The following is a 14352-nucleotide window of genomic DNA, read 5'->3' as shown; positions in this document are numbered from 1 at the left end:
CCGAACGGGATGGAGTGTGCGATGCCTGCGAGCCGCCACGAGGTCCCGGACCTGCCCTTCGTCCGCCGGGCCCGCGACGGCGCCGGCAGCTCGCCCGCGGCGGTCCGCACGCCCGGCGGCGACGCCGGAACCCGCCACTCGTGTACGGCCCGCGGCCGCAGCCGGAGCTGATCCATGGGTGCACACAGGCGGAAGTGCGACTGGTGCGGCAGCGGTACGCCGATCGTCAGGGACATGGACCCGGTCAACGTGGATTTTCAGTACTGGTGCGAGGAATGTGCACGGGCGCTGGTCATAAAGGGAGACCCCATCGAGACCTACCGGGAGCTGGAGGGGGAGCCGATCTACGGCCGGCTGCTGGAGGAGCACTGCACGCTGAAGCGCTTCTACTCCTTCGCCACCGCCTGACCGGTGATCCGTGCCCGGGGCCCGTGGAGGGGCCGCGGGCGGACCGATCGGAAACGATTTGGTGGACGGCCGGGGAGACCGGTAATGTTCTCGATGTCGCCACGGGAGACCGGGCGGCGCGACGCGGGGCTATAGCTCAGTTGGTAGAGCGCCTGCATGGCATGCAGGAGGTCAGGAGTTCAATTCTCCTTAGCTCCACAGTGAAGATCGAGCAGCGGACCATCCGAACCGGATGGTCCGCTGCTCTTTGTCGTGCGGTCAACTCCGGCCGCTGCCCAGGGCCTTCCGTCCGGCGGCAGGCGGCAGCGCGGGCCGTTCGGGGGCCTGCTGCTCGATCCGGAGCGCCAGGGCGGGGCACCGGCGTACGGCACGCTGGGCGCGCCCCCGCAGATGCATCGGGACGGCGGCGTCCGCGAGCGCCGGGTATCCGTCGGGGCCCAGCCTGATCAGCTCCGGGACGATGTCCGCGCAGAGTCCGTGGCCCCGGCAGAGCGTCCAGTCCACGGCGAGCTTCTCGCCGCTCGGAATGGACTCCTCCAGATCCTGGTAGCCGGGTGCGGGCAGCGGGAGGACGCCGAGCGTCGGGCGGCCGCAGCCGCCGTCCAGGACGTGCGCGGCCAGGTCGTCCGTGAAGGCGGAGAGCGTGGAGCCCAGGAAGCGCGCCGAACCGTCCGGGTGTTTGCAGGCGCCCCGTCCCTTGACCGCGAGGGTCACCTCGCGCAGCGCCTCAAGGGCGGCGGGCCCGCCGCCGTTCAGCACGTCGGAGAGGCCGCCCGCGGCGGCCGGCAGTCCGAGCTTGCACGGGCCGCACTGGCCCGCGGTCTCGGCGGCCAGCCAGTTCGCCACCCGCAGGGACTCGCCCAGCGGGCAGGTCTCCGGTCCGATCGGCAGGATCGCCCCGGCGCCCAGCGCCCCGCCAGCCGCGGCCAGCGACTCCCGGGAGACGACGGCGTCGTGCGTGGCGTTCGCGGTGATCCAGTTGCCGTGGTAGCCGCCCGTCAGCACGCCCTGCGGCAGCGGCGGGGCGCCGGCCAGCTGGAGCACGTACCGCAGCGGCACTCCGGTGGGCACCTCGATGACCATCGGACGCGCGACCGCGCCGGAGAGCGTGAGGAGCACCGTGCCGGGCTCGTCGGGCAGGCCGGTGTTCCCGTAGCGGCGGGCGCCGATGCGGGCGGCGACGGCGAGCTGTGCGTACGTCTCCGCGTTCGACAGCAGGGTGGGGGCGCCGCCGACCCCCGACTCGGCGGCCCGCTCGCGGCGGCCCGGCGGCAGGGCGGGGCCACCGGAGGCCGCCCGGATGACGGCCGAGGCCTCACCGGACACCATCCGCTCCGGTGTCCGCACCACCCGGGCGCGCAGGGCCTGGCCGCGCCGGTCGGAAAGCCCCCGCTCGGCGAGCGCCGAGCGCACCGAGATCTCCGTGGAGTTGCGGGTGACCGCCACGATCAGCGTGCGGGCGCCGAGCGCCTCGGCGGCCAGCAGCGCGCCGTCCAGGATGAGGTGCGGTGCGCGGTTGAGCAGCACGGTGTCCTTGCGGCAGGCGGGCTCGCCCTCGCTGCCGTTGATCACGACGACCGGCCGCACCCCTCGCTTGATCGACGACTTGGCGACGGCCCGCAGCTTCCTGCCGAAGGGGAACCCGGCACCGCCGCGGCCGTTCAGCGAGATGGACTCGGCGAGTTCCGCCAGGCGTTCGCCGGTCATCGGTTCCAGCGGGCCGTGCACCTTCAGGTGCATGCCGAGGTCGAGCCGCTCCACCAGGTCGAAGCCGCTGGTCAGCTGAGGGAGGCCGACGACGCGGACTTCGGGGACGTCGGGGAGGGGGATGTTCACGGTCGGTCTCCTGCGGGTGCGGTCCAGGGTTCTCCGGCCGGGGGCGGATAGAACGGCCCCGGAAGCGGCGCGGTGTCGTCGACGGCCGGCAGTGGAGAGGTTGCCGCCCCGGCGCCGTACGGGGACTCCTGGACGGGGACATAGGGGGAGCCGACGGGCTGCACGGGGGTGAAGACCGGACCGGGCTCGAAGGGATCGCGGGGCGCGAACGGATCGTTCTTCGCACGCCGCGGCTGCGCGGGTTCGTACGGAGCGCGCGCCGGCTCCGCGGGCGCGGGCGGCGGGCGCAGTGCCTGCGCGGGCGGGGCGGGGGACGGCGCCGGCCAGCGCGCGGACGGCTGCTGCGGGGCGGTGGGACCGGTGGCCAGGGAGACCGCGCGGTAGCCGGCGGCGATGCCGGGACCCGGGTCCGTACGGCCGCCGGGAGGGCTCGGGAGCGGGCCCATGGAGAGGCGGTCCGCGCTGCGGGGCGGGGCCTCGTGGAGCGGCGGCGCCGGCGGCGCGAGGGTGGTCCGGGGGCGTTCGAAGGAGGAGGGCAGCGGGGTGCCGCGCACCCGGTGGCCGAGGCCGCCCCGGCCGGCGTCGCCCGTGCCGTACGCCCCCGGCAGGGCCGCGGTGTCAGCGCCGGGCAGCGGGGCCTCGCGGATCACCGGCTCGGGTTCGGGCAGTGCCTCCGGCCTGATCAGTGCGGTGACCGTCGCGGCGATCCGCCGCTTCACCGGCGGCGGCAGCATCCGCAGACCCAGTGCGGCCGCCACCGCGGCCAGGGACAGGCCGTACATGACGACGACCCAGACCGCGGGCGGCCGGCCCGCGTACAGGCCGTGCACCAGGGCCGCGCACCAGGCCGGGTAGGACAGCGCGTGCAGCGCCCGCCAGCGTCCGGCGACCCTGCTGGGGGTGGCGAAGGCGCTGCGCAGGGCGCCGGTCGCGGCGGCCACCACCATCAGCAGCCCGGCCAGCGCACCGAAGCCGATCAGCCCGGCCGTACCGCCGACGCCGAGCCCGAAGGGTATGAGGGCGCCGAGCAGCTCCACATGCCCCAGCGAGACCTTCACCGTGACATGGAGCAGCAGGAAGCCCAGCGAGGCGGCCGCGGCGGTGCGGTGGACGGCCTGGCCGATCAGCCGCTGCCGGGAGGAGAGGAACATCCGGTCGGTGGCGAGCAGGCCCCAGCCCACCGCGGCGGTGAGCGAGACCAGCGAGAGAACACCGGCGGTGAAGTCGAACGTGGCGCGCAGACCGTCGCTGCCCGCCACGGCGAGCAGCGGGAGGAGAACCAGCACGGCGACGGTCAGCCCGCCCTGTACCGGTCGGCCCGGCCCCCGCAGAGGGGCGGCCGATGAGCGGATCCTGCGATGAGGGTTCATGGGGGCGACTCCGAATGGCTCGGCAAAGCGGTCCCGTTGCCGCATGCTAAGTCGGGCCGTACCGGCCGGTACGGGGTTTGAGTGGTTGCCCCGATAGAGGGCGTTACGCGGAGTAACCGCCGCTTCCCGGACGTTCTGCCGCACGTTTCGCATCGCGTCCTGTCCACGGACCGGCGGTGCCCGGAAGGGGGCCGGGCCTGTGCGGTACCCTGACGCCATGCGTGCCGTACGCCTTCTGCTTAGCGAGCCGCGCTGATCAGTCCCGACCGGTGAGAACGCCTGGTCGGCATCGGCGCGGCGTCCCCTCCTGTGCGAGGGGATTTTTCGTTTCCCCAGACGCGTGTCCGTAGACGTGGGCGCCGGCAGATGACGATCGATGGAGCTTTGAGGATCATGAGCGAGACGAATTCCGCAGCCGACGTTGCTGCGCCGCACCGCTATACGGCAGCGATGGCCGCCGACATCGAGGCACGCTGGCAGGACTTCTGGGACGCCGACGGCACCTACGAGGCGCCGAACCCGACCGGTGACCTGGCGGGCGATCCGGAGCAGGCCGCCAAGCCCAAGAAGTTCATCATGGACATGTTCCCGTACCCCTCGGGCGCGGGCCTGCACGTCGGCCACCCGCTGGGCTACATCGCCACCGACGTCTTCGCCCGTCACCAGCGGATGACCGGCCACAACGTCCTGCACACCCTGGGCTTCGACGCCTTCGGCCTGCCCGCGGAGCAGTACGCCGTACAGACCGGCACGCACCCGCGGATCTCGACCGAGGCCAACATCGAGAACATGACGGCGCAGCTGCGCCGGCTGGGCCTGGGCCACGACAAGCGCCGCTCGTTCGCCACGATCGAGTCGGAGTACTACAAGTGGACCCAGTGGATCTTCCTGCAGATCTTCAACTCCTGGTACGACACCGACGCGGACCGCGCCCGGCCGATCGCCGAACTGGTCGCCCAGTTCGAGTCCGGCGAGCGCCCGACCCCGGACGGCCGTGACTGGAGCGCCCTGAGCGCCGCCGAGCGCGCCGACATCCTGAGCGATCACCGGCTGGCCTACGCCTCCGACGCGCCCGTCAACTGGTCGCCCGGTCTGGGCACGGTGCTGGCCAACGAGGAGGTCACGGCCGACGGCCGCTCCGAGCGCGGCAACTTCCCCGTCTTCAAGTCCAAGCTGCGCCAGTGGAACATGCGCATCACCGCCTACGCGGACCGGCTGCTGAACGACCTGGACGGGCTGGACTGGCCCGAGGCCATCAAGCTGCAGCAGCGCAACTGGATCGGCCGCTCCGAGGGCGCGCGCGTCGACTTCCCGGTCGACGGCGCCGGCGACATCACCGTGTTCACCACCCGCCAGGACACCCTGTTCGGCGCCACCTACATGGTGCTGGCGCCGGAGCACGAGCTGGTCGAGCGGATCATTCCGGCCGCCTGGCCCGACGGCACCCACCCGGTCTGGACCGGCGGCCACGCCACCCCGGCCGAGGCCGTCACCGCCTACCGCAAGCAGGCCGCCGCCAAGTCCGACGTGGAGCGGCAGGCCGAGGCCAAGGACAAGACCGGCGTCTTCACCGGCGCGTACGCGACCAACCCGGTCAGCGGCGAGCGGGTCCCCGTCTTCATCGCCGACTACGTCCTGATGGGCTACGGCACCGGCGCGATCATGGCCGTGCCGGCGCACGACCCCCGCGACTTCGCCTTCGCGCGCGCCTTCGAGCTGCCGATCCGCTGCGTCGTCGAGCCGTCGGACGACCGCGGCACGGACGCCTCGACGTGGGAGGACGCCTTCGGCTCGTACGACGCCAAGCTGGTCAACTCCGCCAACGACGAGATCTCCCTGGACGGCCTGGGCGTCGTCGACGCCAAGATCCGGATCACCGAGTGGCTGAAGGAGCACGGCGTCGGTGAGGGCACCGTCAACTTCCGGCTGCGCGACTGGCTGTTCAGCCGCCAGCGCTACTGGGGCGAGCCCTTCCCGATCGTGTACGACGAGGACGGCATCGCCCACCCGCTGCCCGAGTCGATGCTGCCCCTGGAGCTGCCGGAGGTCGACGACTACTCGCCGCGCACCTTCGACCCGGACGACGCCGACACCCAGCCCGAGACCCCGCTGTCGCGCAACGCCGACTGGGTCGACGTCACGCTGGACCTGGGCGACGGCGCCGGCCCGAAGAAGTACCGCCGCGAGACCAACACCATGCCCAACTGGGCCGGTTCCTGCTGGTACGAGCTGCGCTACCTGGACCCGAACAACAGCGACAAGCTGGTCGACCCGGCGATCGAGCAGTACTGGATGGGCCCGCGCGAGGGGCAGCCGACCGGTGGTGTCGACCTGTACGTGGGCGGTGCCGAGCACGCCGTACTGCACCTGCTGTACGCCCGCTTCTGGTCCAAGTTGCTGCACGACCTGGGCCACGTCTCGTCCGCCGAGCCCTTCCACAAGCTGTACAACCAGGGCATGATCCAGGCGTTCGTCTACCGGGACAGCCGCGGCATCGCGGTCCCGGCGGCCGAGGTCGAGGAGCGTGACGGGGCCTACTACTACGAGGGCGAGAAGGTCTCCCGCGTCCTGGGCAAGATGGGCAAGTCCCTGAAGAACGCCGTGACGCCCGACGAGATCTGCGGCGAGTACGGCGCGGACACCCTGCGCCTGTACGAGATGGCCATGGGTCCCCTGGACGTGTCGCGCCCCTGGGACACCCGCGCGGTCGTCGGCCAGTACCGGCTGCTGCAGCGGCTGTGGCGCAACGTCGTCGACGAGGAGAGCGGCGAGGTCACCGTCGTCGACGCCGAGCCCGGCGAGGACACGCTGCGCGCGCTGCACAAGGCGATCGACGGTGTCGGCGGGGACATGGCCGGGATGCGCTTCAACACGGCCATCGCCAAGGTCACCGAGCTGAACAACCACCTGACGAAGGCGGGCGGCCCGCTGTCGCGTTCCGTCGCCGAGGCCCTGGTGCTGCTGGTGGCGCCGCTGGCGCCGCACATCGCCGAGGAGCTGTGGCGCCGGCTGGGCCACACCGAGTCGGTCGTGCACCAGGACTTCCCGGTCGCCGACCCGGCGTACGTCGTGGACGAGACCGTGACCTGCGTCGTCCAGATCAAGGGCAAGGTCCGGGCGCGCCTGGAGATCTCCCCGTCGATCACGGACGCCGAGCTGGAGACCCTGGCCCTGGCCGACCCGGCGGTCGTCGCGGCCCTGGACGGGGCGGGCATCCGCAAGGTGATCGTCCGGGCGCCGAAGCTGGTGAACATCGTTCCGGCCTAGCCGGCGGCCGCGGCACCCGTCGTCGTGACGGTGTGAGGGCTTTCCCCTACGGGCAGGTTGGGGGTTCCAATGGAACCCTCCGCCTGCCCGTTCCGTTTACGGTGGAGGAGCGGGTGAAACCGTGCCGGAAGCCGTCACACCATCCGAGGGGCGCTCATGGAAGCCGTGATCCTGATTCTGGGGCTGCTCGTCGTCGCCTTCATGGCCCTCGGCGTCTACGCGACCGTCAAGGTCATCGGGGCGGCGAAGCGCGGCGTGGACCGCACGCTGACGCAGGCCCGCCGCACGGTGGAGGACACCACGCTGCGCGCCAAGAGCTACGGACAGCTGGGCGTCGGCAGCGAGCTGGCCCAGCTCCGCCTCTCGCTGCGCACCTCGATGCGCGCCACGCAGGAGGCGCTGCAGACGGGTGTGGTCGAGGACGCCTCGCTGTCGGAGTCGCTGGGACTGTTCGAGCGCCTCGGAGTGCATGGCCGTGAGCTGGACGAGGACCTGAAGCGGCTGGAGCGCGAGCCCGACCGGGCGACGGTGGCGTCCTTGCTGCCCGGCCTGAAGGAGCGCACCGACCGGATCACCCGGGCCGCGGAGTCGCTGCGGTGGGCGGCGCGTGACCGGGCGCGGCAGTTCGCCGACGACGACCTGGCGGCGCTGAACGTACAGATCGACGTGGAGGCCGGTGCGCTGCGGCACTGGACGACGGAGGACCCCGAGCCGGAGCCGGGGACGGCACGCCCCGCGGACCGCCGTCAGGAGCCGCCCGTGAAGGACCCGGGAGCCGACGGGGGGACCGCCCAGGCCATTGCGGGCGCGGACCCGCTTCGGCGGGCCGGGGCCGGGTATCCGTGGCAGAAGACGGCGCGGCCGGAGACCACCAACTGAGGGTCGGACGGCGAGGCTCTGGGCGGATATGGGGCGCGAGGCTGCGCGTGGATGGGGCAGAGGGCTTCGCGTGGACGTGGCACGAGGTTGCGCGTGGATGGGGCACGAGGCTTTTGAACGGACGTGTCGCGAGGCTTTGAACGGACGTGGCAGGATGCGGCGCGAAGCGACCGGTACTGATCATTCGGTCGGGGTCGGACTGCCGGGTCCCCGCCCCGGCAGGTAATCTCCCGCTCATGTCCCGCCATGTCGCGATCGTCACCGATTCCACGGCCTACCTGCCGCCCCAGGCGATGGAACGGCATGGCATCACCGCAGTGCCGCTGACCGTCGTCCTCGGCGACCAGGCGCTGGAGGAGGGCACCGAGATCTCCGCCCGCTCGCTCGCGCTGGCCCTGCAGAAGCGCCGCTCCGTGACGACGTCGAGGCCCAGCCCCGAGGTCTTCTCCGCCGCCTACCGTGCGGCGGCCGACGCGGGAGCGAGTGCCATCGTCTCGTTGCACCTGTCGGCCGAGTTCTCCGGTACGTACGACGCGGCTCTCCTCGCCGCGAAGGATGCCCCGGTGCCGGTGCGGGTGGTGGACACCGGGATGGTCGCCATGGCGCTCGGGTTCTGCGCCCTGGCGGCGGCGGAGGCGGCGGAGGCGGGCGGCAGCGCGGACGACGCCGTGACCGCCGCCGAGAAGCGCGCGGCAGGCACCTCGGCCTACTTCTACGTCGACACCCTGGACTATCTGCGCCGAGGCGGGCGGATCGGCGCGGCGCAGGCCCTCCTCGGTTCGGCCCTTGCCGTGAAGCCGATCCTCCAGCTCGACGGCGGCCGGATCGAACTGCTGGAGAAGGTGCGGACCGCCTCGAAGGCCATCGCCCGGCTGGAGGAGATCGTCGCCGAGCGGGCCGGCAGCGGGCGGGTGGACATCGCGGTGCATCACCTCGCGGCCGCGGAGCGGGCCGAGCGACTGGCCGAGCGGCTGGCGGAGCGCGTTCCCGGCCTCGTCGACCTGCATGTCAGCGAGGTGGGCGCGGTGATCGGCGCCCATACCGGTCCGGGGCTGCTGGGAGCTGTGATCTCTCCGCGCTGATCCTGCCCAGCTGATCTTGCTTGGCTGATCTTCCGGCGTGGCTGGGTGGTCTTACTTGTGGCGTCACTCTCCGGAGTGCCGGAGTTGTTCACAACCAGCTGGTTTTCCACCGGAATTGGGTGTGCTCGGCGGGATCCGACGGAAGTGCCTAGCGTCGTGAGGCATGGCTTCCCGATCACATCGTGCAACCACTCGTGCAACCGCTCGCGCGACAACCCGTGCAGCGACTCGTGCCGCCGTGCGTACGGCCGGTGGAGCCGGCAGCGGGCCCGGCCGTGTTCCGGCCTCGGACGGACGTGTCCGGGGCGGTCCGGGTGGTTCGGCCGCAGGACCTGGTAGGCGGCAGTCGCGAGGCCGCAACGCCACCGCTGCCGCGGCCGCGGCCTCGCGCAGTCGCGCGGATGCGCTCATGGCGGGCGGATACGGGGGGCGGGTCGCACGGCCGGTGCTGGGGTTGGGGGCGGAGGCCTCCATCGCCACGGCGGTCGCGTCCTCTTCTCCGCCTGTGGCTGTGGCGGGGCCGGGGCTGGGGCCGGGGCCGGGGCCGGCAGAGGTTCAGGGTTCGACCACGGGTTCGGCTTCTGCGGGTCGTTGGGAGCGGGCCGTTCCCGCGCTGCGGGAGCGGCTGCCGGTGTGGCTCCAGCTCAGGTGCGGGCTGGAGCCGAAGACGCTGGCCGCCCTCACCGTCGTGCTCGTCGCGGCTGCGGTGTTCGCCGCGATGCACTTCTGGTCCGACCGCCCCGCATCCGTTCGGGCTCCGGAGCGTGTCGGTGAGGCCGCGGCTTCGGGGGCGGACGCGGACGCGGGCGGGCCCGTCACGCCCGAACCGTCTCCAGGGGCGGCGCCTGCCGCCGGTCCGGGGGGTCCGGCCGGTCCGGCCGGTTCAGGCGTTCCGGGCGCGCAGATCGTGGTGGACGTGGGCGGGAAGGTGCGAAGGCCCGGGATCCACCGGCTGCCGTCCGGGTCCCGGGTCGCGGACGCGCTGCGTGTGGCGGGCGGGGCCCGCCCCGGCGTGGACCTCGACGGCCTCAACCGGGCCCGGGTGCTCGTGGACGGAGAGCAGATCATCGTGGGTGCCCCGCCCGGCCCGGCTGCCGCGGGCGGTACGGGCGCAGGCACCGGCGGTCCGGCTGCGGCGAGCGGTGCCCCCGCCGGACCGGTGAGCCTCAACAGCGGGACGCCGGAACAGTTCGACACCCTGCCGGGCGTCGGCCCGGTCCTGGCGCAGCACATCATCGACTACCGGACCCAGCACGGGGGTTTCCGGTCCGTCGACGAACTCCGCGAGGTCAACGGCATCGGCGACCGCCGGTTCGCGGATCTCCAGCCCCTGGTGCGACCGTGAGTTCCCAGGACGTCCACGCGGCGTCGGGGCGGCGGCTCGGACTCTCCGATCCGCGTCAGGAGGGCCCGCTCGATCTGCGGCTGGTCCCGCCCGCGCTGGCGGCATGGGTGGGTGCCGCTTCCGCCCTGGGAGCGCCCGGACGCTGGGTGGCCGTGGGGGTGGTGCTCTGCCTCGGGGCAGCCATGGTCCTGGTGGCCGTGCCGGGCTTCGCGCCGCTCCGGGCCGTACGCGCGGCACGTGCCGGTGGTGACGGTCGTGCGGAGGGAGGTGCCGGCGGTGGGTGGCGACTGCGCACCACGGCTGTCGCGGCGGTGCTGCTCTGCGGGGCGGCGGGGGCGGCGTCGGCCGGTCTGTACAAGGCCGGTGCGCGGCAGGGGCCGGTGCCCGGGCTCGCCGGGCAGTTCGCGCGCATCGAGGCGGAGATCATCCTGACCTCCGACGCCCGTCGCACGACACCCCGGGTACGAGGTGACCACAGCACCCCGGTGTCCCTGCTCCTGGACGCCGAGATCGTCCGGCTGACCGGGCGGGACGGAACGGCCGTACGCCTGCGCACGCCGGTACTGGTCGTCGTCACACCCGGCGACGCGATCGCGCAGTGGCAGCGGTTGCTGCCGTCCACCCGGCTGCGCGTCGACGGCCGGCTCGCCCCGCCGCTGCACGCGGGGGAACGTGCGAGCGCGGTGCTGCGGCCCGGAGGAAAGGGGCCGCCGCGTGTCATCGGCCCACCCACCCGTCTGCAGCGCACGGCGGGCGGCTTGCGGGCCGGGCTGCGCGCCGCGACCGAGGGCCTCGGCGCCGATGCGCGGGCGCTGCTGCCGGGACTGGTCGTCGGTGACACCACGCGCGTCACGCCGGAACTGCACGAGGCGTTCCGGGCGACCGACCTCACCCACCTGATGGCCGTTTCGGGAGCGAACCTGGCGATTCTGCTCGCCCTGCTCATCGGACCGCCCGGCAGCGCGCTGCGCGTCGAACGCCGGGGACTGGCACCCCGGCTGGGGATCCCGCTGCGGGCTACGGCTCTGCTCGGCGGCGGACTCACCCTCGCCTTCGTGCTCGTCTGCCGGCCCGAACCGAGCGTGCTGCGGGCGGCGGCCTGCGGTCTGATCACCTTGCTGGCCATCGGCACCGGACGGCGCAGGTCGCTGATCCCCGCACTGGCCGCCGCCGCGCTGCTGCTGGTGCTCTACGACCCGTGGCTGGCCCGCAGCTACGGCTTCGTCCTGTCGGTTCTGGCCACCGGGGCGCTTCTGACGCTGGCTCCGCGATGGAGCGAAGCCCTGCAACGCCGGCGGGTGCCGCCACGGCTCGCGGAGGCGCTGGCTGCCGCGGCGGCCGCGCAGGCGGTGTGCGCGCCCGTCGTGGTGCTGCTCGCCTCCCGGGTGAGCCTGGTGGCGATCCCGTGCAACCTGCTGGCCGAGTTCGCGGTGGCGCCCGCCACGGTGCTCGGGTTCGCCGCGCTGGCCACGGCGCCGGTGGCCATGCCGGTGGCCGAACTGCTCGCCCGGGTGGCGGGGTGGCCGGCCGGCTGGATCGCGTCCGTGGCCCGGACCGGAGCGGGGCTCCCCGGGGCGGAGACCGACTGGCCCGACGGCAGGCCGGGGGCGCTGCTGCTGGCCGCGCTGACGGTGCTGCTGGTGCTGTTCGTACGGCGGGTCGGGCGCCGGCCCTGGATCTGCGCGGCGGCCGCGCTGCTGCTCGTGCTCGCGGTGCTCCGCCCGGTGCCGCTGACCAGGGTGATCACCGGATGGCCGCCGCCCGGCTGGGCGTTCGCGATGTGCGACGTCGGTCAGGGGGATGCCCTGGTGCTGGCGGCTGGGCCCGGTTCGGGAGTCGTCGTCGACGCCGGACCCGACCCCCGGCTCGCCGACCGGTGCCTGCGCGACCTGGGCATCACCCGTGTCCCGTTGCTGCTGCTCACCCACTTCCACGCCGACCACGTGCGGGGCCTGGCCGGTGTGCTGCGGGGCAGGGCGGTGGGTGCGATCCAGACGACGAGCCTGGACGAACCCCCGGAGCAGGCCGCGTTCGTCAGGAGAACGGCAGCCGCGGCCGGCGTCCCCGTGGTGCGGTCCGCCCCCGGCGAGCGGCGCCGGATCGGACCGCTCGACTGGCAGACGCTGTGGCCACCGGGCGACGGGACCACCACGGCTGCGGGCCCGGCCGTCGGCCCCGTGCCGGAGGAGCCGAACGACGCGAGCGTCACCCTGTTCGTACGGGCCGGCGGGCTCACCCTGCTGCTCCTCGGTGACCTCGAACCCCCGGCCCAGCAGGGACTGTTGCGCAGCCACCCGGCACTGCCTCCGGTCGATGTGCTCAAGGTCGCCCACCACGGCTCCGCCCACCAGGACGCCGCCCTGCTGCGCAGCGCGCATCCGCGGCTGGCCCTGGTGAGCGTGGGCCGGGGCAACCCGTACGGGCACCCTGCCGCCCGGACGGTCGAGGCGCTCAGGTCCGGGGGAGCGGTGGTGCTCCGCACCGACAGGGACGGAGCGATCGCGGTGACCGGCGCCGGGCGGGGACTGCGGGCGGTGGGCCGGTCATGACGGAGCGATCAGTCCAGCCACCGGCCCTCGGCCATCAGTTCACGGCCGGCGAGCTCGTTCTCCTCCCGCCAGGCCCTGACCGCGTACGGCGTGAACCGCAGGTACACCCAGGCGGAACGGCCCCGCAGGTCCCAGTTGAGCTTGGCGGCGAAGGCGTCGCCCGACTCGACGGGAAGGTCCGCGCCCTCGACGACCTCCGCCGTCGCCTCGATGAGGACCACATCGCGGGTGTGGCCCAGCGCGATCCTGGCCTGCCCGGCCGGTGTCACGTTGACCGCCGTCGGGTTGGTGCGCCGGGTGGCCATCAGCAGGGTCTCCCGGTCCCAGACGAACGAGAGGGGAACGAGGGTGGGTGCCCCGTCGGCGGAGGAGGTCGACACCCAGGCGTCCTCGTCCTTCTCCAGGTGATCGAGCACGTCCTGCTTGCGCTGTTCGCGGCTGCGCGCCGGCTCCGGATTCGTCATGCCCGCCACGCTAGTGAACGGGCGGGGCATCGCACCTCAGCCGCCGGACCTAGGACCATCGGCGCACGGCGCCGCACGCGTCCCGACGGTCCTACGACCACCGGCTCATGGCAGAGCGTCGCGTGCCGGGACAGACTGACGGCATGGACCCCAGATCGCAGCAGACCACCGACTCCTACCTGGAGCGCATCGGCGCCGCCCGGCCCGCCCGCGCCGATGCAGCGGCGCTGCGCGAACTGCAACTGCGCCACCTCACCTCCGTGCCCTTCGAGAACCTCTCCATCCACCTCGGCGAGGACATCGTGCTGGAGGAGGAGGCGCTCCTCGACAAGGTCGTGGCGGACCGCCGCGGCGGGTTCTGCTACGAACTCAACGGCGCCTTCGCCGCGCTGCTGCGGTCGCTCGGGTTCCGGGTCACGCTGCTCCAGGCGCGGGTCCACGGCGACGGGGGGCGGCTCGGCATCCCGTACGACCACATGGCGCTGCGGGTGGAGACGGACGACGGCAGCGGGCCGTGGCTGGCCGACGTCGGCTTCGGCGACCACGCCCAGCACCCCTTGTCGCTCGGCGACCGTACGGACCAGGAGGACCCGCGCGGCACCTTCCGGATCGCACCGGCCCCTGCGGAGCACATCGTGGACGCGGGCGGCCCCGAAGGAGCCGGGGGCGCCGGGGAGTACGGGGATCTGGAGGTGCTGCGGGACGGCACGCCCCAGTTCCGTCTGGACCTGCGGCCCCGGGCGCTCGCCGACTTCCGGGCCGGTTCCTGGTACCACCGGACCTCTCCCGACTCCGGCTTCACCCGGGGGCCGGTCTGCTCACGCTTCACCGCCACCGGGCGGATCACGCTCAAGGGCCGCAGGCTCCTCACGACGGTGGGCGAGGACCGCCACGAGACCGAACTGCACAGCGACGAAGAGGTCTTCGCCGCCTACCGCGAGCACTTCGGGATGCGTCTCGACCGGCTTCCGCCCGACCGGGGGGCCGGTACTTCCGTACCGAATGGGTGACACACACAAACGGAACGATCAATTCGGACCTTCGGTAACACCTCCACCCAAGCCCTTGCGAGCCGCGCTGTTTGCCTCGAACGCCACAAGGGTGATCGAATGCATGCTCGTCGGCGGGCCGCTGCTCCGACAACGACGTCCA

General features: G+C 73.2%; 11 protein-coding genes and 1 tRNA gene. 9 read left to right on the top strand and 3 right to left on the bottom strand.

Annotated elements, in window-relative coordinates; genetic code table 11:
* The first annotated feature begins 21 nt into the window (after nucleotides 1-21).
* The 3 genes from OG408_RS13220 (at nucleotide 22) to OG408_RS13210 (ending at nucleotide 606) form a co-directional block, all read left to right on the top strand.
* Complete coding sequence (locus tag OG408_RS13220) at nucleotides 22-171, top strand: hypothetical protein (protein WP_326669989.1); 150 nt, start codon at nucleotides 22-24, stop codon at nucleotides 169-171.
* A 3-nt stretch (nucleotides 172-174) separates the two neighbouring features.
* On the top strand, nucleotides 175-408 hold the full coding sequence (locus tag OG408_RS13215) for a hypothetical protein (RefSeq protein ID WP_266778669.1): 234 nt from the start codon (nucleotides 175-177) through the stop codon (nucleotides 406-408).
* Between the two features lie 125 nt (nucleotides 409-533).
* A tRNA-Ala gene (locus OG408_RS13210) sits at nucleotides 534-606 on the top strand.
* A gap of 60 nt (nucleotides 607-666) precedes the next feature.
* Here the strand turns inward: OG408_RS13210 and OG408_RS13205 are convergent.
* On the bottom strand, nucleotides 667-2244 hold the full coding sequence (locus OG408_RS13205) for an NADH-quinone oxidoreductase subunit NuoF family protein (protein ID WP_266778667.1): 1578 nt from the start codon (nucleotides 2242-2244) through the stop codon (nucleotides 667-669).
* Nucleotides 2241-3614: a hypothetical protein gene (locus tag OG408_RS13200; protein ID WP_266778665.1), complete on the bottom strand. Its 1374-nt coding sequence runs from the start codon at nucleotides 3612-3614 to the stop codon at nucleotides 2241-2243. Before OG408_RS13200 ends, OG408_RS13205 begins: the two co-directional genes overlap by 4 nt.
* A 393-nt stretch (nucleotides 3615-4007) precedes the next feature.
* Here OG408_RS13200 and leuS point away from each other — a divergent pair, with 393 nt between their 5' ends.
* The 5 genes from leuS to OG408_RS13175 all read left to right on the top strand — a co-directional run bounded on the left by leuS (nucleotide 4008) and on the right by OG408_RS13175 (nucleotide 12736).
* Nucleotides 4008-6881 carry a leucine--tRNA ligase gene (leuS, locus tag OG408_RS13195; protein ID WP_326669985.1) on the top strand — a complete coding sequence of 958 codons (2874 nt, stop codon included), beginning with the start codon at nucleotides 4008-4010 and terminating at the stop codon, nucleotides 6879-6881.
* Between the two features lie 156 nt (nucleotides 6882-7037).
* The gene (locus OG408_RS13190; protein WP_326669983.1) at nucleotides 7038-7760 is read left to right on the top strand and encodes a hypothetical protein; all 723 of its coding nucleotides are present in this window, start codon (nucleotides 7038-7040) and stop codon (nucleotides 7758-7760) included.
* A 236-nt stretch (nucleotides 7761-7996) separates the two neighbouring features.
* Nucleotides 7997-8842 carry a DegV family protein gene (locus tag OG408_RS13185; protein WP_266778659.1) on the top strand — a complete coding sequence of 282 codons (846 nt, stop codon included), beginning with the start codon at nucleotides 7997-7999 and terminating at the stop codon, nucleotides 8840-8842.
* Between the two features lie 631 nt (nucleotides 8843-9473).
* Nucleotides 9474-10187, top strand: coding sequence for a ComEA family DNA-binding protein (locus OG408_RS13180; protein ID WP_323177991.1), 714 nt, complete (start codon nucleotides 9474-9476; stop codon nucleotides 10185-10187).
* Nucleotides 10184-12736 carry a ComEC/Rec2 family competence protein gene (locus OG408_RS13175; RefSeq protein ID WP_326669980.1) on the top strand — a complete coding sequence of 851 codons (2553 nt, stop codon included), beginning with the start codon at nucleotides 10184-10186 and terminating at the stop codon, nucleotides 12734-12736. Before OG408_RS13180 ends, OG408_RS13175 begins: the two co-directional genes overlap by 4 nt.
* 8 nt (nucleotides 12737-12744) lie before the next feature.
* Here OG408_RS13175 and OG408_RS13170 read toward each other — a convergent pair whose 3' ends face one another.
* Entirely contained in the window at nucleotides 12745-13200 is a 456-nt protein-coding gene (locus OG408_RS13170; protein WP_266778653.1) for a pyridoxamine 5'-phosphate oxidase family protein, read from the bottom strand.
* 143 nt (nucleotides 13201-13343) lie between these two features.
* On the opposite strand from OG408_RS13170, the gene OG408_RS13165 reads away from it, so the two are divergent.
* Nucleotides 13344-14210, top strand: coding sequence for an arylamine N-acetyltransferase family protein (locus OG408_RS13165; RefSeq protein ID WP_285563581.1), 867 nt, complete (start codon nucleotides 13344-13346; stop codon nucleotides 14208-14210).
* Nucleotides 14211-14352 lie beyond the last annotated feature (142 nt).

Origin of the sequence: Streptomyces sp. NBC_01257 (genome assembly GCF_035917255.1) — a bacterium.
In the GTDB taxonomy this organism is placed as follows: domain Bacteria; phylum Actinomycetota; class Actinomycetes; order Streptomycetales; family Streptomycetaceae; genus Streptomyces.
The sequence above is the reverse complement of the archived record's forward strand: the minus strand, read 5'-3'. Positions and strand labels throughout refer to the sequence as shown.